At 71.2% G+C, this 21,022-nt stretch carries 14 protein-coding genes and 1 pseudogene; 7 read left to right on the forward strand and 8 right to left on the reverse strand.

Annotated features, from left to right (window positions below):
* Positions 1–2,717 precede the first annotated feature (2,717 nt).
* The 5 genes from ACF1AK_RS19970 to ACF1AK_RS19990 form a co-directional block, all read right to left on the reverse strand.
* A complete protein-coding gene (locus ACF1AK_RS19970; protein ID WP_391500121.1) occupies positions 2,718–2,945 on the reverse strand; it encodes a hypothetical protein in 228 nt (75 codons plus the stop codon).
* Positions 2,946–3,300: 355 nt separating this feature from the next.
* Positions 3,301–3,456, reverse strand: a complete 156-nt coding sequence (locus tag ACF1AK_RS19975; RefSeq protein WP_391500122.1) for a hypothetical protein — start codon at positions 3,454–3,456, stop codon at positions 3,301–3,303.
* Positions 3,457–3,466: 10 nt separating this feature from the next.
* Positions 3,467–5,557, reverse strand: coding sequence for a hypothetical protein (locus ACF1AK_RS19980; protein ID WP_391500123.1), 2,091 nt, complete (start codon positions 5,555–5,557; stop codon positions 3,467–3,469).
* A 36-nt stretch (positions 5,558–5,593) separates the two neighbouring features.
* Positions 5,594–7,576 (reverse strand): hypothetical protein, encoded by a 1,983-nt coding sequence (locus ACF1AK_RS19985; protein WP_391500124.1) that lies wholly within the window; start codon positions 7,574–7,576, stop codon positions 5,594–5,596.
* Between the two features lie 2 nt (positions 7,577–7,578).
* Positions 7,579–8,277 carry a hypothetical protein gene (locus ACF1AK_RS19990; RefSeq protein ID WP_391500125.1) on the reverse strand — a complete coding sequence of 233 codons (699 nt, stop codon included), beginning with the start codon at positions 8,275–8,277 and terminating at the stop codon, positions 7,579–7,581.
* Positions 8,278–8,390: 113 nt separating this feature from the next.
* On the opposite strand from ACF1AK_RS19990, the gene ACF1AK_RS19995 reads away from it, so the two are divergent.
* From ACF1AK_RS19995 to ACF1AK_RS20015, 5 genes are all read left to right on the forward strand, one after another.
* Positions 8,391–9,812, forward strand: a complete 1,422-nt coding sequence (locus ACF1AK_RS19995) for a DNA-binding protein (protein WP_391500126.1) — start codon at positions 8,391–8,393, stop codon at positions 9,810–9,812.
* Between the two features lie 262 nt (positions 9,813–10,074).
* Positions 10,075–10,878 (forward strand): TnsA-like heteromeric transposase endonuclease subunit, encoded by an 804-nt coding sequence (locus ACF1AK_RS20000; RefSeq protein ID WP_391500127.1) that lies wholly within the window; start codon positions 10,075–10,077, stop codon positions 10,876–10,878.
* Positions 10,879–10,946: 68 nt separating this feature from the next.
* Positions 10,947–13,160 carry a transposase gene (locus ACF1AK_RS20005; protein WP_391500128.1) on the forward strand — a complete coding sequence of 738 codons (2,214 nt, stop codon included), beginning with the start codon at positions 10,947–10,949 and terminating at the stop codon, positions 13,158–13,160.
* 373 nt (positions 13,161–13,533) lie between these two features.
* Entirely contained in the window at positions 13,534–14,586 is a 1,053-nt protein-coding gene (locus ACF1AK_RS20010) for a TniB family NTP-binding protein (protein WP_391500129.1), read from the forward strand.
* A gap of 476 nt (positions 14,587–15,062) precedes the next feature.
* The gene (locus tag ACF1AK_RS20015; RefSeq protein ID WP_391500130.1) at positions 15,063–15,299 is read left to right on the forward strand and encodes a hypothetical protein; all 237 of its coding nucleotides are present in this window, start codon (positions 15,063–15,065) and stop codon (positions 15,297–15,299) included.
* A 527-nt stretch (positions 15,300–15,826) separates the two neighbouring features.
* Here the strand turns inward: ACF1AK_RS20015 and ACF1AK_RS20020 are convergent.
* Positions 15,827–16,894: an aromatic ring-hydroxylating dioxygenase subunit alpha gene (locus ACF1AK_RS20020; protein WP_391500131.1), complete on the reverse strand. Its 1,068-nt coding sequence runs from the start codon at positions 16,892–16,894 to the stop codon at positions 15,827–15,829.
* A gap of 891 nt (positions 16,895–17,785) precedes the next feature.
* Here ACF1AK_RS20020 and ACF1AK_RS20025 point away from each other — a divergent pair.
* Positions 17,786–18,453: pseudogene (locus ACF1AK_RS20025) on the forward strand (terpene synthase family protein).
* 181 nt (positions 18,454–18,634) lie between these two features.
* Here the strand turns inward: ACF1AK_RS20025 and ACF1AK_RS20030 are convergent.
* A complete protein-coding gene (locus ACF1AK_RS20030; RefSeq protein ID WP_391500132.1) occupies positions 18,635–19,228 on the reverse strand; it encodes a dihydrofolate reductase family protein in 594 nt (197 codons plus the stop codon).
* Positions 19,229–19,296: 68 nt separating this feature from the next.
* Here ACF1AK_RS20030 and ACF1AK_RS20035 point away from each other — a divergent pair, with 68 nt between their 5' ends.
* A complete protein-coding gene (locus ACF1AK_RS20035; RefSeq protein ID WP_391500133.1) occupies positions 19,297–19,875 on the forward strand; it encodes a TetR/AcrR family transcriptional regulator in 579 nt (192 codons plus the stop codon).
* 349 nt (positions 19,876–20,224) lie between these two features.
* On the opposite strand, the gene ACF1AK_RS20040 is transcribed toward ACF1AK_RS20035, so the two are convergent.
* A complete protein-coding gene (locus tag ACF1AK_RS20040) occupies positions 20,225–20,884 on the reverse strand; it encodes a helix-turn-helix domain-containing protein (protein WP_391500134.1) in 660 nt (219 codons plus the stop codon).
* Positions 20,885–21,022 lie beyond the last annotated feature (138 nt).

The following is a 21,022-nucleotide window of genomic DNA, read 5'->3' on the forward strand; positions in this document are numbered from 1 at the left end:
CGCCTCGGCGGGTGGTGGGTGGTTGGGGGAATTCGCCGGTGGCGAATTCGTGGGCGCGGCACGCGCCGTTGGAGTGGGCGTGGGGCGTCGCTGCGCTCCGCCTATCCGGTGGCATCATGCCGGGCCTACGGCCCGTCAATCTGAAGGCTTTCCCGTCTTGTTCGGCTGGTGTTTTCACGGCCCTACGGGCCGATTGGCTGGCAGGGTTTCCCGGGCTGCGCCCGGGGGTGAGCGTTGACGATGTGACGCGAAATTCGGTTAGTAGCCCATCCCTCCGGACGGGCGGGGTGCCGGCCGGGGCCTGCGGCCCTCGGCGTTGACGATGTGTCGCGGACTTCGGGTATCAGCCACAACCCCGCCCCCGGGGCCCTCCCCCGGGGCCGGCCGGTGGGGCTCTCGGAGGTGGTTCTGCCTTGTGGTTGCTGGGATGACGGCCCATCCTCCGTTCCTGGGGCGGGGCCTGCGGCCCTCGGGAGCAGCCTCCGGGCCCACCGCGCCGGCTAGGCCCCTCCGGCCCCGGTTGCGGGCCCTCACGAGCGCCCCGCACGGCGGTGACTGACAGGCCCTCGACCGCAGACTCCGGACCGGAATCCGCAGCGAATCCGGGAGCGTCTCCCCGGCTTCCGCACAGCTCTATCCTACCGGTTCCCTGGCAGGCGCTGGCGGCGAACAGACAACCTCACCGCAACCCTCCATCACAGCTCCCTCCGGACGCACTCCAGGCGGGAATCTGAATTCCCTTCCGCTCCCTTTCTAGAAGCAATCCGAACCCATTTAGAGGCGCAGCGGCGGGGAATCGAATTCGGGCACCTCGGAAAGGGGCCTACGGCCCTCCACTCCGACACGGAGACCGCCCTTCCCCACCGCCCAGAAAATCCCGCCCAGCGTCACCCGGGCAATTCCCGGAGTGGCGACACCAAACCGAACACCGGACCAGGACGGGGCGCAGCGGGGCGGGCACGGGCACGGCGGCCGGACGGCCGAGACGGGCGCAGCGGGACGGCCTGGCGGCCGATCAGGACGACGGCCAGGGCCCAACGACGGACCGGCGGGGCCACGGCGCCGGGCGGCTCGGACGGGCTGCCGGAGCGGCGGGGAGCCACCGAGGCCGGCCAACCGGCGCAGCCCGGTGCAACACGAGGTGCAACACACCCACCCGCCCCCGCTCCCAGCCACATAACCCCTGGTCAGGCCCGTAACACGGCCCCGTGTTGCGGGCCGCCGCAACACCGCGTTGCACCCCGCACCGGCTCCTCCGGCCGCCGAGCACCACCACCAGGACCAGCCCGCCCGACAAGGCTGGCCTTCCCGGCCGCCACCGTCCCGGCCGTACCCCGCCGCCCCGGACAGCGCCTCGGACAGCGGCCAGGACCGCCAGCACCTGGCGGCCGGCCGAGACGACGACCTCGCGCAGCACGCGCACAGCACTGCGGGCCGGCCCTTGTGAGGAACCGGCCCGCAGATACTCAGGTCACGGGGTGTTGGGAGCGGTTCCCGCGAACGCTGCGGTGGACGCTGCGATAGTGGTCAGCACGGTGGCCGCGATGATGGTGGCATAGCGACGGATCATCAGAAACTCCCCCTTGATGGTTGGCTGCCGAGCAGGCCACGACGTCCGGTCCTCCCCAGGCGCCAGCCTGCCGGCGCACGATACTAGGCGCCAGCGGCCCTACGGCCAAGGCCTGCCGGACCCACACCGCAAACCCCACTGCCACCCCGGCACTCCACGCCTGAACAGCGGCGACCGAGCAGGGACTCGTCAGGCGGACCGCGCGGGGCCGGGCAGCTCCACCCCGGACGAAACCGAACACCCGCCCCCGGCCGCTACCCCCACCCCACAAATCCAGCCCGAATTCAGGCCACCCTCCGGCAGTCAATCCGCCAAAACAATCGGGCGGGGCTATCGGCGGAATTCAACCCCGAATGCAAGCCCGCCAACACCTCACCGGCGTCCAACCGGACCCGCCCGGCCCCCGACCTTACCCCACCATTACACACAGTCACCAAAACCCGGACGGCGCCAGCCCACCGACGCCTGCAACAGGTCCAACCAAAGGTCCAGACAACCTGCCCTGCGAGGCCAGAACGCGGCCGTCACCACCAACAGGTCACACCTGAGCCCGGGGGAGTTCCGTCACCAGGAGATGGTGACGGAACTCGACCACCTGCCAGCGAACTCAGAGCTGCACTCCGGAAGCTCCCCGCCCCAGCGCACTCCGAACGACCAGCCCGGGCACAACCAGCAGCCCGACGGCGAACAGGCACGCCTGAAACAGGCTCAACCCGCTCCACACCAGCCCACCCGCCACCCCTACATCAACAACCCCCGCCAACCACCGGTAAGGCACAAGCACACCACCAGCCGGCCCCTGCGAACGCCGCGAACGATGCGCCAGCCCGCCCGCACGACCACGATCCTCTAGCACCACAAACCCCTCCCTGGACAGACCACCAGGCACCAGCACAACCAGTACCCGATGGAAGATGGCCAGAGACTAGAACGGTCATCTGCACCCCCCGCCTCATCCCAGACAGACAGCGTCAGGTAGCTCAGGGCGCCCGTCTACACCAGGTTCGTCCAGATATAACCCTTTGTGACGCACGGTAAATTCGGTTACCGTGCGTATTTGTCCGGCATGGAAACGGTACCGCCCGGAATCCGGACTCTCCGATCACACCTCACCTACCCAACTACGGCGGATTTTCGTCGCCACCCCTCATTTCCGGCGGCCCTTCACCGCGTAGAGCTTGGCGTGCAGCACGTGGTCCTCCCACCACGGATCGTCTGGAGTGGAGACCAGCGCGGCCACCAGCTCGCGCCTGGTCGGGACCGGCAGCACCAGCGGGCCCAAGCCCTTCGCGGCGCGGTCCCGTACGCAGTCGGGGCACTCCAGCCGGTCCGGCCCGGCCTTCCCGCAACTCCAGCTCCGAGCCCTCCTTCCCACCGATCGAGCCCCGGCACGACCAGCACGGGCGCAGCGCGGCGTTCGCGGCCCGGGCGGCCTCCAGCTGCTCTTCGGCTTCCCGTTCCAGGCGCTCCTCGCGGTCCCGGTGACAGGGCCAGCAGCGGCCGCCGGGTCGGCGGGTCCACTCGACCTGTCCCTGGCGGCCGTACTCCCAGGTGCTCTCCTCCTCGGGAACGTCGCCGCAGTCGATGCAGATCAGGCAGTCCATCAGCTCCTGGTGGACCCGTTGCTGCTCGTCCTCGCGGGCGGCCTGGCGCTGGTCGTAGGCGGCCCGATTGTTCGGGTTCTCCAGGGCCTCGATGAGGGAGTGCCGGCCCGAGCGGCCGAAGCGCCACTACACCGGCCCGAGCGGCCCGTGCTCGGCCAGCAGCTGAAGGGTGGTCGCGACGATGGGCACGGCGTCGTCGTACTCGCGCCAGCCGTCGTCGTTAGAGTCGCGGACCTCTCTGCACCACCGGCCGCGCCAGCAGTCGGCGGACAGGTCCGGCACGGATTCGGGGCTACTTCTTGGAGTAGCCCGAGGGCGTAGTCCGGTTGCCGGCGACGATGCCTGCGACAACCGCACGGTCTACCGTGGCTCCCTTCGGCCGATGAACGGTGTTCCAGACCATCTCATCGATACGTAGGTTGCCCTGGGTGTCGGTCTTCGGCGTGAGGTCAAGGACAAGGAGCTGTCCGAAGGGGGCATTGGTGTTGCTGTACTCAGCTGCCTGCGCGAGGTAGCGGCCTTCGAGGTAGGGCCGACTGTTGTCAGTGGCGTCCTGCTTGATCTCAGTGAGATAGCGAAGGCTTCCGAAATGCACCATGACGTCGGCGCGGCCCATGGCCACGTCGACAGGTTCGACCATGACAACGTTGTGCAGGGGACCGCGTTGGAGCCATTGGTGGAAGTCGCGTTGTAGGTCGGCTTCGACCGGTTTACGCGCCTTCAGGCCTTCGGGCTTGCGCCGGTAGTCGAACGGCGGCGGTTCGCCTTTCTTGGTCGAGCCGAAGAGGTTGGTTCGGGTGATGTCGGACCGGCTCTTGAGGAACAACAGGGTCTGTTCGACAAGCACCGAGAACGTCCTCCGGACATCGCCGGTGAACGAGGGTTGCGTAGCCAGAGCACGCATGAGTTCGTCGAGCTTTGGCACGACCAGTGGATCGGTGGCATTCAGTCGTGCGACGTCGCTGTCGTAGGCGAGTCCCTCGATAGCCAGCAGTTGCGAGTCGTCCAAGGCATCAGCGATGCCCAGGGCTTGGTCGATTCCAAGGCGGAGCATCATGGTCGGTGCCCGACGCTGCAGACGGGCCAGGATGGCCCCGCCAGGGTCGTCGTCCTGGCTTTGATCTTGGTTTGCCGCTGAGCTAGCCTGACGCGCTTCGCGTTCCGATGCGGACTTGTCGACCGCGCCGAGTAGAGCCTCGGCGGTGGCCACGTCGAAGCCGTGGTCGGAATGGCGCTCGGTCTCTTGGGTGGCGCGGCGTAGTTGGGCGAGGAATGCCTGCTGGCGCAGAAAGCTGTCCTCGATCGCTGGCTGTACCAGGGCGGCGAGTCCGTGGCCCGTGTCTCTGCCCGGCATCGGCTGGACGGTGCGGGTGGCGCTGTAGGCAACGAGCACCGTGTCCAGGGCCTGCCAGGCATCCATCCAGGCGTCCTCGTCTAGCGCGCTGGCGGCCGCACGCAGTTGCAGGACGAGCTTGTGCCATGCGATCTCGGCTGAACGCCGGGGCTGGAGCCAGAAAGGCTGGTGAGTTCGCTGGAGCCAGGCTTCACGCTGGTCCAGGAGTTCGGCGATCCGGTCGGCGGCGTTGGTCACAGTCGCGGCATCATGCCGATCGAAGGCCAAGACCGCGTTGCACACCGCGGCGAAGGTCTCGGCGTCGTGGCGGGCTTCGTCGGCCTGAGCGGCTGTCTCGAAGTGCCTGCGGGCTTGAACCAGGTGGCTGGTGACGTCACCGGCGGTATTGGAAGCGAGGGCGCGGCGCAACTGGTCGCAGCCGAGTTCGAAGGTGGCATCGGCGTCGGCGGCTTCGTCAGTTGCGAGCTGGTGGAGGAGGGCGCGAACGCTGTCGGCGATGGTGTTCTCGTCGGCCCAGCAGTCGAGGGTGAGGCCGAGGATGCGTGGGAGTCGCTCGAGGAAGTCCTCGGGGCTGTCGAGGGAGACGTCTTCGAGAGCTTGCCAGACCTTGAAGGGGCTGACGGCTTCGGCGACGGCTAGGCGCAGGGCTCCTTCGAGGCGGGCGGCGGCCAGCAGCGGTGCCGCTTCGATGCGGGCGGAGAGGTCATTCAGCAGCGCGGTAGTGAGGGGCTTGGCGAGGGCTTTGGCCGCCGACGCGCTGTGGAGGAGAGCGTCGATTGAGGCGGTGAGGTGGAGAACGCTGGGTTGGGTGGCCAGGCCCGGAGGGAAAGCCGCCGCGGCAGGGTGCCACCGGTCGTCGCCGCGGTCGTAGGCGTCGGCGACGGCCTCGGCGAGGAAGGGAGCGAGAGGGCCAGCGGCCACCTCTTCGGCTTGGCCAAGCACTGTGTCGGCCGTCAGTCCGATGGCGGGGAAGGTGATGGCCTGCCCGCCAGCGGCCAGGTCAGTGAGCCGTTCGGCGAGCTGGGGCATGCCGTCCGTTCCCCCTCCCTGTGCCGTGCCGGACGGTCACCATAGCGCGGCACCTGGCGCTGTCTGCCGGATGGTCTCCTCGGGCAGGGCAGCGTGGGCAAGGTCGAAGTCGGCGGTAGTGATGAGCACCTGCAGCTCGCTGTCAGCGGCGACCTTGGCCAGCTCGCGGAAGAGCTGGTGGGCATGGTCGGACTGCATCTCCTCGGACTTCGGGCTGTCGATCAGCAGCAGTCCGGGGTGGGTGGAGACGCCGTTGCGGCGGCCGATGCGCAGCAGGGCGATGGCGACCGCGATACGCAGCCGCAGCTTCGCGCCCGGGGCCTGGCGGTTGAACCATTCCGGGGCGCTGCCGACGGGGAAGATCTGCAGGCGGGCGGCACGGTCGATGGAGACCGCCTCGAGGGAGGGGACTCCGAAGCGGGTAGCGAGGCTGGTGATCTCGTCGTTGATCTCCTCGAACAGCTTGGCTGCGGCGGCTTTGCTGTCGTTGTCGAGCAGGTCGGCGGCGGCGCTCAGGATGCTGATGGCCTTCGCCTCCGTCTCGTCCTGCGGGACATCCTCGGCTTCGGGGAACACGCTGAGTGCGCCTTCGAGGCGCAGTACGGCTTCCTGCGCTGCGAGCCGTGCCGGCAGGTCGGCGGCGGACTGCGCGCGTCGCAGTTGCGTCTGAACGTCCTTGAGTTGGTTGGTCAGACGCCCGACCTCCGTCCGGGCTTGGTCCCGTTCGGTCTTCGCGTCGTCTTCGGCGGTAGTGGTCGCGTCCAAGCGGGCTTGGGCCTCGGCCGTTACGGCTTGCGGGTCTTCGTCGTCGCCGGTCACTTCTCGGGCGCAGACCGCACAGGTGTGCGCGCTGCGTTCCCGGTGGTGGCGGTCGTCGTCGATGGCCTGGTCGCATCGGGGGCAGCTGGTCGGGTTCAGGCCGTGGAAAAGGAGGCGGGCCGTGGCGCTCTCGGTGACGTCGTTGAGGAGCTTGGCGGCTTGCTGCCGTTCCGCGCGGGCCCGGCGGAAGGTCCGGTCTGCTTCCTCCCAGTCGTCCTGCGCGTCGGCCACGGCTTGGGCGAGGTCCATGGCCGCATGGGCGAGGTCGACCAGGGACACCTCGCTCGTCTCACTCGGCTTCAGGCCAGCCAGAAGCTTCTGCGCCTTGTCCAGCTCTTCTTCCAGGTGCTCGCGGGCGGCAGTCCGCTCGGTGGCGGCTGCTTCGGCTTCGTTGCGGCGTGCCTTGCTCTCGGCGACCCGCACGTCGCGGACCGTCTTGACCCGGGTGAGAGCGGCGGCGGCCGGCAAATCCAGGAAGACCTGCAGCAGCCGTCCCGGCAGGCCGTCCGTAATGACCTCGCCCATGAGCGGCTTGTCGGCGCCGGTGGGGAGGTAGAGCGCTCCGAAGTACGCCGGCCAGCCGTGCGTCTGGGTTCCGGTCTCCTTGTACCTGTTGAGGATGGGCTGCAGGTCCAGACGGCCGAGCATCAGCCCCGCCGTCTGCTCCGCGTAGCTCTCCGTACTGAACGCCCGGAACAGGGGGGTGATGCCTCGAGCCGGATCGGGGGACCGTGCCTCTGCCAGGGCTGCGGGGTCCTGGCCGGTCAGGACGACGGCCGAGGTGATCTCTCCCTCGGCGAGGTCCAAGCGGAACGCCATGGGCGTCCCGGCGACGGTCGCGTCCAGGTCCACGTGCCGCAGCCAGCCACGGACCCGGTCCGCCAGCTCCTTCCTCCGGGTTCCGCGAAGGCACCAGGTCACAAGTTCCAGCACCGAGCTCTTGCCACGGAGGTTGGAGGCCACGAACGCGGTCAGGTCGTCGGAGAAGTGCAGGGTCGTGTCAAACGGTCCCGGTTGGATATTGCCGGTCCGCTCACCGGCCAGGCGCAGCCGGTGGAGCCGTAGGGAACGCGGGCGCGCAGGCGAGATGACGAGCGGCAGTCCGTAGGCCGCAAAGACGTCGCGGACATCTTCGACCGGTACCTTCGCCCTCTCGGCGATCCTGGTCTCCAGCAGTGCTTCGCCCTTCGGCGCACTCACGCCTATCCCCTTCCCTGTGCCGAAAGCTGTTCACGCACCGCGGCCAGCCGCTCGCGAGCCTTCGCGCTGATCGACCTGATCACCTGCCCCCGTGGCGTCTGCGCGTACTCAGGGATCCTGTACTGGATGTCCTTGAGCTCGGTACCGCGCTTGTCGCCAGCGAGGGCGAGAACGAGTGCGACCCGGTCGACGTAGTACGCGAAGGTCGGCTCTTCTCGGATGATCTCCTGCACGACATGGCGGCCGCGCTCTAGGAGGTAGTAGTCGTGCTGGCGCACGCGGTCGATCGTGCCCCGGCGCTGGCGCACGATCAGTCCTGCGCTGCGCAGGACGGCCAAGGCGTCGTCCAGCCACGCGTAGGCGCCGAAGTGGTGCCGCAGCATCGGGTAGCGACGGACTTCGGGTTCCTCAGAATCCAGGATGGCGGCGGCGTGCTCCAGGAGCTCGGGCTCGGCAGTGCGCTCGTAGCCGTTGAGGAGTTCGTTGGCCAGAAAATCCGGGTTCCGCAGCCAGAAGTCGAGCTTCTGAAGCTTGACCTGGCTCCGAACGACACCCAGCGCCCGATCGAGGGCCGGCAGGGCCTGCTCGGTGGAAGTGAGCGGCTCGCAGGCGCCATCAATCAGCAGCAGGATCCGGACGGCGTCCTGCTCGCGGCTGGTCGGCGGACCTTCAGCCCCTATGTCCGCTCCATCGTGATCCATCGCGCCAGCGTAACGGCCTGCGCAGAGCTTGACTACGGAGTGTCGGAAGTCGAGTACCTGAGGAAGCCAAGGCGAAAACGAGGGCCGCGGAGCCGGACAGCGATACGCGGGAGGTGGAGATCCGCGAGGCTGGGGTCATGGTTCCCGGGATCTTCCGTGTGTCTCCGTTCACTGGTGAGACGACGTCATCGTTCCTAGCGCGGGCCGCCGCCCGCTACGGCCTGGATGAAGCCGCTGTGCTGACGCACTGGCAGTGGCGCGGCCACCGCCCCCGGCACGAGGGCGGTGCGCTGCGGGCGGATGCCGAGGTGGTGCTGGATGCGGCCGGGCGGCGGGTGCTGGCCGGGTTGTGTGGGGTCGGCGAGGGAGTGCTGGGGCGGGCGTTGCCGGCTTGGGGGGTGGAGGACGAGAAGCTGACCACAGGACCGGGTGGGGGTGGACCTCGGGCGGTGTGGCGGGTGGGCGGTGCGGTGGTGGGGCCGGTGGCGTTCGGGTGCCGGTCGTGCGCGGCGCGGCGGGCCGGGGCGCCGGTGCGGGTGGTGCGGTACGCGCAGCGGTGGGAACGGGTCTGTGCGCGGCACGGGCGGTGGCTGCTGGACGCGGACGCCGACCTCGGCCAGGGCGTGGAGTTCCTCAACCTGCGGGGCCTGCCGGAGGTAGTAGCGGCGCAGCGGCGGTGGAGGTCGGTGGCGCGGCGGGCCGCAAGGTCGGGGGTGGGGCCTGAGGCGGTGTTCGGTGTGGCGTGGGCGGTGGTGTGCCGGTGGTGGGATCTGGCGTTGGAGTGGCCGGACGAGAGGGTGTGGCCCGCTCGGCTGCACGCCCTGGCGGGCGGGGACGCGAGTGGGGATTTCTGGCGGTGGCGGGCGCTGGCGCGGGACGCGGCCGTCTTCCCGGAGGTGGTGGAGGTCGCCGCCGCGCTGCTGGATCCGGTGATGGCCGAGTTGGTCTGGCGGGACAGCGGGGCCGGGCGGCCCCGGGCGCTGCCGGCGGACGGGGAGTTCTGTCGGCGGCTCGGCGAGCGGGTGGGACGGGAATGGTTGGGGCCGCTGGCGGCGGTCGACTTCGGCGGGCCGCTGATCGCCTGGATGGGCCCGGTGGTCCGCCGGCGCCGCGGCGTGGCTGTGCCGCCCGGGTACCGGGACGATCTGTGGTGGGTGCGCCGGGAGCTCCAGCCGCCGAGCATGGCGGCGCAGCTGCGGGCGCTGACGAAGGAAGTGAGGCTGCCGGGGTCGGGGACGGTGTGGCGCTCGGCGGTTGAGCCTGAGCGGAGGATGCTGATCACCAACCTGCTCGGCGACACGGAGGAGCAGCTGATCCAGCTGCGCGGGGCGCAGCGGGGCAGCAGTGCGGAGGCCGCCGAGCGTCTGTTGAAGGGCTTGGGTCACAGCATCGGCCTGCTGCGGGAGGCGGTGCGGGAAACGGTGGGGGGTGCGTTGGAGGCCGGGGTACGGGTCGAGGACGTGGCCGCATGGACTGGAATGTCCCCGGGCGCGCTCGCCGAGTTACTCGGGCCTGGTGGCGGGACGGGGCGGTAGAAGGGGCCTGGCGGGTCGCTGGCCGGGGCGGGCCCGGGCGGGGAGCAGCGCTGTGTGGGCGGGGCCGGGCTTGGGCTCGGGTGGTGGGGTGTGGGCCCGGGTGAGAGCGCGGGTGGGGGTGAAGTGCTCTACCGCACCAGGTCACAGGACGGGGTGGGAACAGGGAAAGCCGTCCTCGGGGGTTTGTGTGGCGGGTTGGCTGAGAACCGTGAGCGGCGTGGACGGTGACGGTTGGGCCGGGGCGGATGGATCAGCGGGCCCGGTGGATGTGGACGGGCGGGCGGGGTTCGAGGCGGTGTTCCTCGATCCGCTCGGCCGGGAGGTACGCCAGCGGTGGGAGGACGCCTGCGTGGCGGTGGCGTTCGAGGATTTGGCGCCGGTGTCCGCGTTCCCGGTCGTGCCGGGGCGCAGGTGGGGGCCGGGGCTGTGGTGGTCGGCGACCACCGGGCGGCACGTGGTGTCCGGGTCGAACGCGATGCGCGCCCAGCTGATGGTCCTGGACCGCGACCCGCAGGTGACCGGGCTGGCGGGGCGGCCGGTGCGGCTGGCGTGGCGCACCCGGCGAGGGCAACTTCGCTCGTGGGTGCCGCAGTTGTTCGCCCGGTACGCGGACGGCACCGCCCTGCTGGCCGACTGTCCCGGTCACGCTGAGGCGGGCGGTGAGCGGGCCCTGCGCGGCGAGCAGGCGGCCCGGGCGGCGTGCGAGCTGGTCGGCTGGCGCTACCGGCGCCTGGAACCGCTGGATGCGGTGTTCGCGGCGAACCTGAGGTGGCTGGCCGGCTACCGCCACCCGCGGTTCCGGGGCCGCCCCGAGGTCGCGGACGCGCTGTTGGAGGCGTTCGCGCGGCCGAGGCCGCTCCTGGAAGGCGTTCAGGCGCTCGGCAACCCGATGACGGTCCTGCCAGCTGTCTTCCACGCCTTGTGGAACGGCCAGTTGGCGGTCTCGTTGGAGCGCCCGTTGCACCAGGGCGTCCTCGTCGGCCCGAAATCGGTACGGGCCGTGGCAGGGAGCGGCGGGATGGGGACGGCCGGGGTGGTCGGCGATTGTGGCGGGGGTGGGGTGTGAGCGCGGCGGCACGAGGGCGTGGCGGGCGTCCGGTGCTGGCGGTCGGCGGGCAGGTCCGCTTCCGGGGATTGCGTTGGCAGGTCGTCGGCCTGGCCGGCCAGCGGATCCACCTGGTCGCCGACGAGGGGGAGGAAGTGGTGCTGGCCGGGCACCTGTTCGCCGACCCCACGTTCTCCCTCATCGGCCCCGAGGCCGGCGGGAAGGCGGAGGCGGCGCCGCAGTGGGGCCTGTTCGAGACCGCCCCGGCGGCGGCCAGGGAACGGGCGCTCGCGTGGCGCCGCCACATCCGCGAGGTCGAGACCGGCCACCCGGACGGGGCGGGCGCAGGCCATGTGGTGCACGAGCGCTACGACCCGACGCGGTACACCCTCGCGCAGCGGGAGCGGGCCAAGGCCGAGGAGCTCACCGCGCTCGGCTTCGGGAAGGTCAGCCGCTCCACGGTGCAGAAGATGCGCCTGGACTACCGCAAGCAGGGCCTGTGGGGGCTGGTCGACCACCGCACCACCCGCAGCCCCAGCCCCGCAGGGCGCACGGACGAGCGGGTGGTGGCCGCGGTGAAGGAGGCGATCCGGCGCCGGCGCGGCCGCTCCAAGGGAACCGTGAAGGCGCTGTTCCCGGTGGCGGCCAGGATCCTCACGGAACGGCACGGGGACGCGGTGGCGATGTGCTCGCAGGCCACGTTCTACCGGCTGGTCGCCGCCCTCACCGACCCGCGCGAGGACATCCACGGCCGCGGGGACGGCGTCCCCGGGCCCCGGGAAGGACGGGCGTTCACCCCGACCGTGGCACTGCGCCCGGGCGAGCAGGTGCAGATCGACACCACCCGCCTGGACGTCCTCGCGGTCTTCGACGACGGCACCGTGGGTCGCCCAGAGCTGACGATCGCCGTCGACGTCGCCACCCGCGCCATCCTCGCCGCCGTCCTGCGCCCGCACAGCACCAAGGCCGTCGACGCCGCGTTGCTGCTCGCGGAGATGGCCGTCCCCCACCCCGCCCGGCCCACCTGGCCCCACGTGCTGCGCTTCGCCCGCTCCCCCGTCCCCCACCGGGAGGAACTGCTGTCCGTCGACGAACGTCTGCAGGGCGCTGCGGCACGGCCCGTCGTGGTGCCGGAGACGATCGTCGTCGACCGCGGCAAGATCTACCTCTCCGAGACGTTCACCGCCGCCTGCCAAACGCTGGGGATCAGCGTGCAGCCCGCCCCGCCCCACGCGCCGACCGCGAAGGGCATCGTCGAGCGGACCTTCGGCTCCCTCAACACCCTGCTGTGGCAGCACCTGCCCGGCTACACCGGCACCAACGTGACCGAGCGCGGGCGCGACGTCGAACAGCACGCCTGCTACAGCGTCGCCCAGCTGCAGGACCTCCTCGACGAATGGCTCGTCCACTGGCACCACCGACCCCACAACGGGCTGCGCCACCCCGTGCTGCCCAGAACACGGCTGACCCCCATGGAGATGTGGGGCGCGCTGACCGCCGTCTGCGGGTACGTGCCGGTCCCGTTGACCGGGCGGGACTACCTCGAACTGCTGCCGGTGCGCTGGCTCGCCATCAGCGACCACGGCATCCGCCTCGAGCAGCGCACCTACGACCACGACCTCCTCGGCCCCCACCGCGGCCAGCCCTCCCCCACCGCCGCACGGGGCGGCCGGTGGGAGGTCCACCACAACCCCCACGACCTGCGCCAGATCTGGGTCCGCCTGCCCGGCCGCGATGACCTGGTCGAGATCCCCTGGATCCACCGCGACCACGTCCACCAGCCCTTCGACGACCGCACCTGGCAGCACATCCGCACCACCGCTCTGCGCCGCGGCGGCGACGACCGGCACGAAGCCGACCTCGCCCAGGCCCTCGACGACCTGACCCGCCGCGCCGCCGCCGGCCACGCCACCCGCACCGAACAGGCCCTCCTCACCCGCGCCCACCCCGCCCGCATCCCCCACCCCACCAGCACCGGCCAGGACACGGCGCAGCCGGCACGACCAGTGCGGGAAGAGCGCGCCAGCCCGCCACAGCGGCGGGCCACAGCCGGACCAGCCACGCACGGCCCCGGCATCGAGGACGGCACCGGCGCGCGCGGCACAGGCACGGACGCCGGTGGTTGGGAGGACACCGAAAGCCTGGAAGCCCTGGACACCGAACCCCACGCCGGCCAGTGGCCCGACGACCACGACGAGGACGACGACGGCTGGGCCGCCGACGAAGATGACGGCCGCTCCCCCGCCCCGCCCTACACCGGCCTCGGCCTGTGGAACGCCCACCAGGAAGCCGAACGATGGTGAACAACCGCCACACCCCCGCACCAGACGGCCACCGGCGACGCCACCTCCCCCGCACCGAACCGGCCACGGCCCCGACAAGCCGAAGCCGGGCGCAGCGCGGCGTGCCGGGCAGGGACCGCCCGCTGGCCGTCGCGCTGGTGCCGGCGGCGGCGGTGTCGGCCGGGGCGGGCGGCCGCGCCGGGGCGGTGCGAGGGCGCCGGCCGGGCCACCGGGCGCTCGCCGGCATCCCGGTGCCCGCCGGGGCCGGGCGCACCGTGCCCGGCCCCGGCCCGCACCCCGGCGAACGGGGCCGGGTCGGATCCGGAGCGAAGGCCGGTGACGTCGTCACACCTCGCCGGGGCCCGGCGCGCACCGGGGAAACGGGGCACCGGCGATGACCAGCACCAGCCCCAACAACACGCGCCCCACAGCCGCCGGGGCGGCGCCGGCGGAGTCGGCGCCGTACGCGGTCGACACCTGGCACGGCTTCCAGACCTTCGCCACCACGCCCGCACCCGCACCCCCCGCACCCGGGGAACCGGAGCGCAGCGTCGAGGAGCGCCTGGCCTACCACTCCGCGTTCGTCACCGTCCGCACCCCCGCCATCGACACCCTCGCGCTCAGCGTGCGGCGCCTGATGCTCCTCGGCAGGTATCAGCGCACCACCGCCCGCCCGAGCCTGATCCTCACCGGGCCCGCCGCCACCGGGAAGACCACCGCCCTGCTCGAAGTCGGCCGCACCTGCCACCTCGCCCACACCCGCCAACACCCCGCCCCGCCCGGCAACGGGCCACCGGCCGTACCCGTCGCCTACGTCCTCGTGCCGCCCGGCGCGAGCGCCAAGACCCTCCTCGCGGGCTTCGCCCGCTACCTCGGCATCCCGGCCACCACCCGCACCACCCAGGCCCAACTCATGCAGGCCGTCTGCCACACCTACAACACCGCCGGCGTGCGCCTGGTCCTGATCGACGAGATCCACCGCCTCAACCCCCGCACCACCACCGGCGCCGAAGCCGCCGACCTGTTGAAAGACCTCACCGAACGCATCGGCGCCACCTTCGTCTACGCCGGCATCGACGTCACCGGCACCGCCCTGTTCAGCGGGGTCCGCGGCGCGCAACTCGCCGCCCGCGCCAGCCTCCTCGAAACCGGCGCCCTACCCGCCCGCCTCGGCAACCGCCGCCCCTTCACCGACCTGATCGCCGACCTCGAAACAGCCCTCGACCTCAAACGCCACCGCCCAGGCACACTCCCCCGCCACGCCCCCTACCTCCACCAGCGCACCGCCGGACGCATCGGCAGCCTCGCCCGCCTCATCCGCGAAGCCGCCCTCACCGCGATCCTCGACGGCACCGAACGCATCACCAAAACCACCCTCGACGCGGTACGCCTGGACCACCAAGCCGAAACCCACTCCACACCCCGCCCCCGCAGGCAGGCCCGGTGAAGACCGGGGTCACCACCCGCCCAGACCAGCTGAGAAACCCTCAACAACAATGAGAACACCGCCCCGGACGGCCACCGAAGCACGCCCGTCATACCCCACACCGGATGAGAAAACCTCAGGAACAACGAGAAACCAGCCCCCAGCCGCCCACGGCTACCTTCCCAAACACCCCACCCGACCAGGCGAAACAGCCCTGACCAGCCAAAACACCAAAACAGCCATTACGACCCTCCACACCCCTCCACACAGGCCACCACACTCACCAAACCCGCGAAACCCCCAGCTCACCCCCACCACCCAAGCCCACCAACCCCACACACCCGATCTCACCCAACCCACAAAACCCCAGCCCACACACCACCCCACACCCCAACTACACCCCCCTCAAACCTCACCTCGTCTACGGCGACATCGACGTCGGCAAGCTGCTCGACTACAGCTGGAACCCCGCCTACGGCAGCTTCGACCCGCCGAAGGTGCCCGGCCTCACCAAAGCCCAGCTGGCGGCAGCCGCCATCGACATCCGGGACGAGGAGGCCGGCGGCTGGACCACCGCCGCGAACCTCGCCCAGCAGACCAAGGACCAGGGCTACGGCGTCTACAACACCTACCGCCTCCCCGACACCGACGTCAGCAAGGGCCTCTCCGCCGTCACCAGGATCCTCTACAACAGTGACGTCCGTCCCCCGGGCGCCACGAAACCCGCACCGTGACCGCCCCACCCGGCCGCCGGCCGACCGCAGGACAGCAGGACAGCAGGACAGCAGGACAGCAGGACAGCAGCCTGCGCGATCATGGTCCGGCATCCCGGAATGTCCGGCCCCCGCCCGGCCGGGCTCGCCGACGCACGCACGCCGGGCGCCGGCACAGCGAGTCCGGGCGGGCGCCAAGGACGATTCGGCCGTCGACCAGGGCCGCCCAGCCGTCCAGGCCGTCAATGTCGCGCTCGGACCATCGCGGGCCGGGGCGGCGCCGTGGTGGAGGGTGCGGATGCCCTCGTGGCCGGACCAGCACAGCCACACCCAACCCCGCACCCACGGGGAATCGAGGACCGCACGGCCCGACTCCCACTCACCCGGCACCAGCCGGCCAGCAGCAACCGGGACGGCTCGACGGGACCCGGCCCAGGCGCGCGGCACGGTCCGGGTCGGGCGCGCGGGCGTCGGCCCGGGTGGCAGCCGGCGCACCGGCGGGCTCCTGCCCGGCCGCCGCTCGGACCAGCGGACTGCGCGGGGCTGTCTCAGGCGGGGTCGTGGCCGGTGGGCGGGCCCGGCGGGTAGAACTGGCGGGCCCAGTGCCGGTAGACGCCGACCGAGTGGTCCCCCGCGGCGAGCCGGGGCCGTGGTTCGTACCGCTTGTGGTCCCAGATCGGGACGTCCTGGCGGATGATCCTGGCCGTCATCCGCAGCGTCGAGCGGGCGACGGCCCGGGTCAGAGCCGCGCGGACCGCCGGCAGGTTCAGGCCCGGAACACGGCGCGGGTCGGTGACTTCACAGGCCGCCGCCACCCGCAGCACAGTCCGCCAGGGACCGATCGGTGTGGGCAGGCCCCAGAGGTGGACCGCGAGGCCGTAGTGCGGTAGTTCAAGCTCGGTCAGGTTCCACCCCAGCCCCGCCATCAGGGTCGACTCCTCCCATGAGAGCTGCCCGAAGAAGGGGATCCGGCCCGCGTTGGAACGGAGGTTCGTCCGCAGGTACGGCCCGTCCGCGATGGGCGGCGACAGCTGGCGCACGGCCAGGCGGTGGAGCGTGCCGAGGTGCCTGAAGTCGGCGATGTTCTCCACCACCTCCTGCGGGTGGGTGTCCGTCTCCACCGCCCAGTGCGCCGTGGGCCGCACCTGCGGGCCGGGAACGGCGGGCAGCTCCCAGGCCGGGGGCTCACCGTCGCGGCCGTTCCAGATGTGGAGGAAGCCGTTGCGTTCGAGGACCGGGAAGTGGTTCACCCGGGTGCGCAGCGGCACGCCGTCCGGATCGCTGACGCAGGTGCCGTCGGGGCCGAAGGCGAAGCGGTGGAACGGGCAGACCAGACTCTCGCCCTCGACGGTGCTCCCGTAGCCGAGGTGGGCACCCATGTGCGGGCAGTACGGCCGGGTGGCGCGGACGGTGCCGGCGCGCGTGCGGTAGAGGACGACGTCCTCGTCCGCGAACCTGCGGGTCAGGACGGCGCCCCGCGCAAGCTCGCGGGAGAGAGCGAGGCAGAACCAGCCGCTGGGCGCCGGAAGCGCGGGCCCGTCCCCGGCGGGTACGGCCCCGGCAGGCCGGACAGGCCGGCGTGCACCGGTCTGGGAGGGATCGTCGGTTGTGGTCATGTCCCACACAGTGGTCGACACGCTCTCCTGCGCAGCGCAGCCACGGGTGCGAGAGTCTCCGCAGTCACCCGCTTCGCGGACAGCCCGGCCAGGGGGAACCATCTGTCTCGTCGGGTGGCCGGGTGCATCGCCGTCGATGGCGTGGAGATCCCACCAGGCCCGGGAGAGGAACTCACCGGTCGGTCGGCGGAGCTCCCCACCGCAGGTCGGCAGCCCCGCAGCGGGGAGCAGCAGGTCAGGGGCGCCGCCACCACGAGCGACAGCGGTTCTCCTCGACGGCAGCGGCAGCGGCTGCGGCCTGCTCGTGTTCGGCCTCCTGCCGGCCCGCTGGTCGGCGTCGTCCTGGCGGCAGCCGGTGCACCGCCGCGCGTGGCGGCGCCGGCGGGCGGGCAGGAGGTCCAGGCGGTCCGAGGCAGCGGTCGTCGCCGCACACGCACGCTCATGATCCTCGTGTACCGGCTCGGCGCCGACGCCCCGGTCCTGGAGCGCGGGCCGGTGGGAGGCCGGCCACACGGGGAGGAGATGGCGCGGCTGCTCTGCTCGGCGGCCCCGTGCCCCCTGTGCGGCCGGCCTCCCCGGGCGACAATGCGGCGAGCGATGCGGCGGGTGGACAATGGGCGGACGCCGGTCCTTCCGAAGGGAGCCGTCGTGCCCGTCGTCGAGCGGAACGAGTTCCTCACCCCCTGCCCCTCCCGGTGCAACCCGGCGCTGGCCCCGGTCGAACGGGACCACGTGGCCTGGATGGTGCGCCACGGGCTGCTCCGGGACGACCCGGCGGCCGTCGAGGCCTACCGGGCGCAGCGCTACACGGGGCTCACGGCCCGGTTCCTGCCCGGGGCCGCGGCCGAGGACCTGTCGGTGATCGCGGACCTCATGGGGCTGGGTTTCGCGATGGACGATCTGACCGAGGGGCCGCTCGCGAGCGACCCGGCATCGGTGAGGGAGCGGTTCGACGAGCTGGCCGCCGTCATGCGCGACCCCGGCCGCCCGGCATCCACCCCGCTGCTGCGGGCCTGGCGGGATGTGTGGGCCCGGCTCGTCGCCCCGATGTCAGCGGCCTGGCGGGAGCGCCACATCGGCAGCTGGGAGGCGGTGTTCGACATGTTCGTGGAGGAGGCCCGGCTGCGCTGCGCCGGCCGGTCCCCAGCCTTGTGGAGTGCGCGCACCTGCACCGGGTCACGATCGGCGTGAACGTGTTCAACGACTTCATCGAACGGGCGAACCGGTTCGAGGTCGACCCGTACATCCAGCACATGCCACTGGTCAGGATGCTGCGGTGGAGCGTCGCGGAGCACCAGTACAAGGTCAACGACCTGCTGTCACTGGAGAAGGACGAACAGCAGGGCGAGGAACTCAACCTCGCCCGGCTCCTCGTCGACACCTTGTCCCGGCCCAGGCCCCTCCCCTCCGCGGACCTGACCCTGGACGCACGCGACCGGCTCCACCCTGACGTTCCCGGTGCCCCGGCGGCGGTGACGGTCTGCGGGCTCGCATGTGAAGGGCCGCAGGCCGTACTCACTGTCGGCCAGGCAGCGCTCCGTGGCCCGGTTCTTCCGTAGGAAGGCCGGCCCCACTCCTACCGGGAGCCACTGCTGCTGGCGCGACTGGTGGTCACACGGCACCGTCTCCAGGCCGCCTTCCCGGCCGGCTCCGTCCGCCGGGCAGCCGGCGGTCACCACGTTCTGCAGCACCACGTCCGCGCGGGCATCGTCCTCCATCCGCCCGCTAAATCGGAACCGCCTAGCGACGGGCGAGGCGGGTGAAAGTGACCCCGTTGGGGAAGGCGGTGCGCTCGGCAACGTCGAAGACGGTGGGGTCGAAGGCACCGTCGACTACCGAGATTCCGCTACCGGCCACGACCGGATAGGTCTTGATCAGCAGCTCGTCAATTTCGGGCAGCAGGGTGCCTGCGAGCTGGCCACCACCGCAGAGCCAGATGTCCAGGCCAGTGCCCGTCTCGTCTTTGAGCTCGCGGACGAGGGCGAGCGGGTCACCCGGCACGACGGTGACAGCTGGGTCGGTGTCTGGCTTGAGGGTGCTGGAGACGACGTACTGGCGGAGGTGCGCATACGGGCTGGTGATCCCGTGGTCGAGGGCGGGGCGGTAGGTGCCGAGGCCCATGACGACGGTGTCGAAACGCCGGTTGGGCGCGTCAGCGACGCCGACGGCCGCGCGGTAAGCGGTCGGGATGGTCTCCGGGTAGAGCGCATTCATCCAGTTCGAGTAGGCGGTGGCCTGCTGCTCGTCGCCCTGCGGGAAGAAGTCGAACTCGCCGCCGGGACCGGCGATGCGGCCATCGAGCGAGACGCCGATGTAATACACGAGCTTTCGCATAGTGACCCTCACGCGTAGTACTATATCTGAAGTGGTTTGAATGTAGTACTACGTTTGGAGTGGTGTCAATGGTGAGACGGAACGACCAGCGGCGCGCTGCCCTCGTTGACGCAGCGATCGAGGTGCTGGCCCGGGAAGGCGCACGCGGCCTGACTTTCCGGGCCGTGGACGCCGAGGCCACTGTTCCCGCCGGCACGGCGTCCAACTACTTCGCCAACCGCGACGACCTGTTCACCCAGGCCGGCGCCCGGGTTTACGAGCGACTCCAGCCCGACGAGGCCACGATCGCCCGCCAGCAGGCGTCCGACGGCGACCGGGACACCTACGCTGAACTGATGCGCGAGCTCGTCAGCCGCATCGCCTCCTTCCGCACCGGCTACCTCGCGCTACTGGAACTCCGCCTTGAGGCCACGCGGCGCCCCGAACTCCGCAAGCTCCTCACAGAGCGAGTCCGAGCCGACGTCGACGCCAATGTCGCCTATCACGAGGCTTCCGGCCTCCCCGGCGACGCCACGGCAGTCAAGCTGCTCATGCTGACGCTGAACTGGCTGATCGTCGAGCAGCTCACCCTGCCGGATGTCTTCACGGAGGCGGAGCGCGAACAACTGGTGACAGCCGCAGTAGAGCGCATCGTGGCGGCGGAGTAGAGGGCTCGGCCCCGGAAGGACGCCGCCCCACTGCAATGGAAGCGGACCGGGCCTGCCCCGGCATGTGCCCGCCTTTGCTTCCCTCCGCCGATCCGAAAGAAACGGCCGAGGTGGAAAGGCCCGGCAGGGCGAAAGGCGACACCTTGGCGGGGCAGCCCTCCCAGGCGGTCCACGGACCGCCCCCGGATCCAAACACTAAAATCAGCAGGTCAAGCCACTCTGACGCTCAGTCGGCAACAACCCCACAGCCCGCCCGCACACCGCAGAGCGACCCTCAACCGACCCATCAACCTCCGGCCCGCGAACAAGCCCGCCCAGCCGATCACCGACCCGCCACACCGGACGTGAATCAGGACAGGAGGCCGCGCCAGCGTTCGGCGGAGTCGAGCATGTCCTGGATGACCCGCTCCAGGAACGCGCCCGCCTTGGCCAGCCGCTGGGCCACCGGGCTGTCCGGCTCCCATTCCCCCATGAGGTCCGCCGCGGCGTGCGTCGTCTCCAGGGTGTGCCGGGAGCCGATCACGATCGACCGGTACCAGGCCTCGTCGTCGTGCACGTAGACGTCGCGGCGCCGCTGGGGGTCGCGTTCGCGGCGGATGTAGCCGTTCTCGACGAGGGAGTTGACGGCCACCGAGACGGAGGCCGGGCTCACCCTCAGCCTGCGGGCCAGCTCGGCGGCGGTGCGCCTGCCGTCCTCGGACAGCAGCAGGTCGACGTGCACGCGCGCCGTCATCCTCGGCATCCCCGACCTGACCGCGGCCTCCACGATCACCTCCGCCACCGCGTCGACCGCCGGCCCGGGCGCGGGCCGGGTCGCCGGCACGCCCCGCCTCGCCCGTCGGGCCGCCGCCTGCTGGGCCTGCTGAGGCCGGTAGGCGGAAGCGCCGCCGTTGCGCGCGACCTCCCGACTGATCGTCGAGGTCGGACGGTCGAGCCGTCTGGCGATCTCGGCGAAGGAGAGCCGGTCGGCGAGTCCGGCCGAGATCCGTTGGCGCTCCTGCGGGGTCAAGCGTCCTCCTGGCATGGCGCCAGTATTGCCTTCGGCGGCATTCATTGCAACGGGTCGTTGCATTCGGCTGCATCCCTATTGCATCAATTTCCGGCTGCCAGCCTGGGAATAGGGGAATTCCGCAATTGACGACGACCT

It is taken from the genome of Kitasatospora sp. NPDC015120, from assembly GCF_043080305.1.
Taxonomy (GTDB): Bacteria; Actinomycetota; Actinomycetes; order Streptomycetales; family Streptomycetaceae; genus Kitasatospora.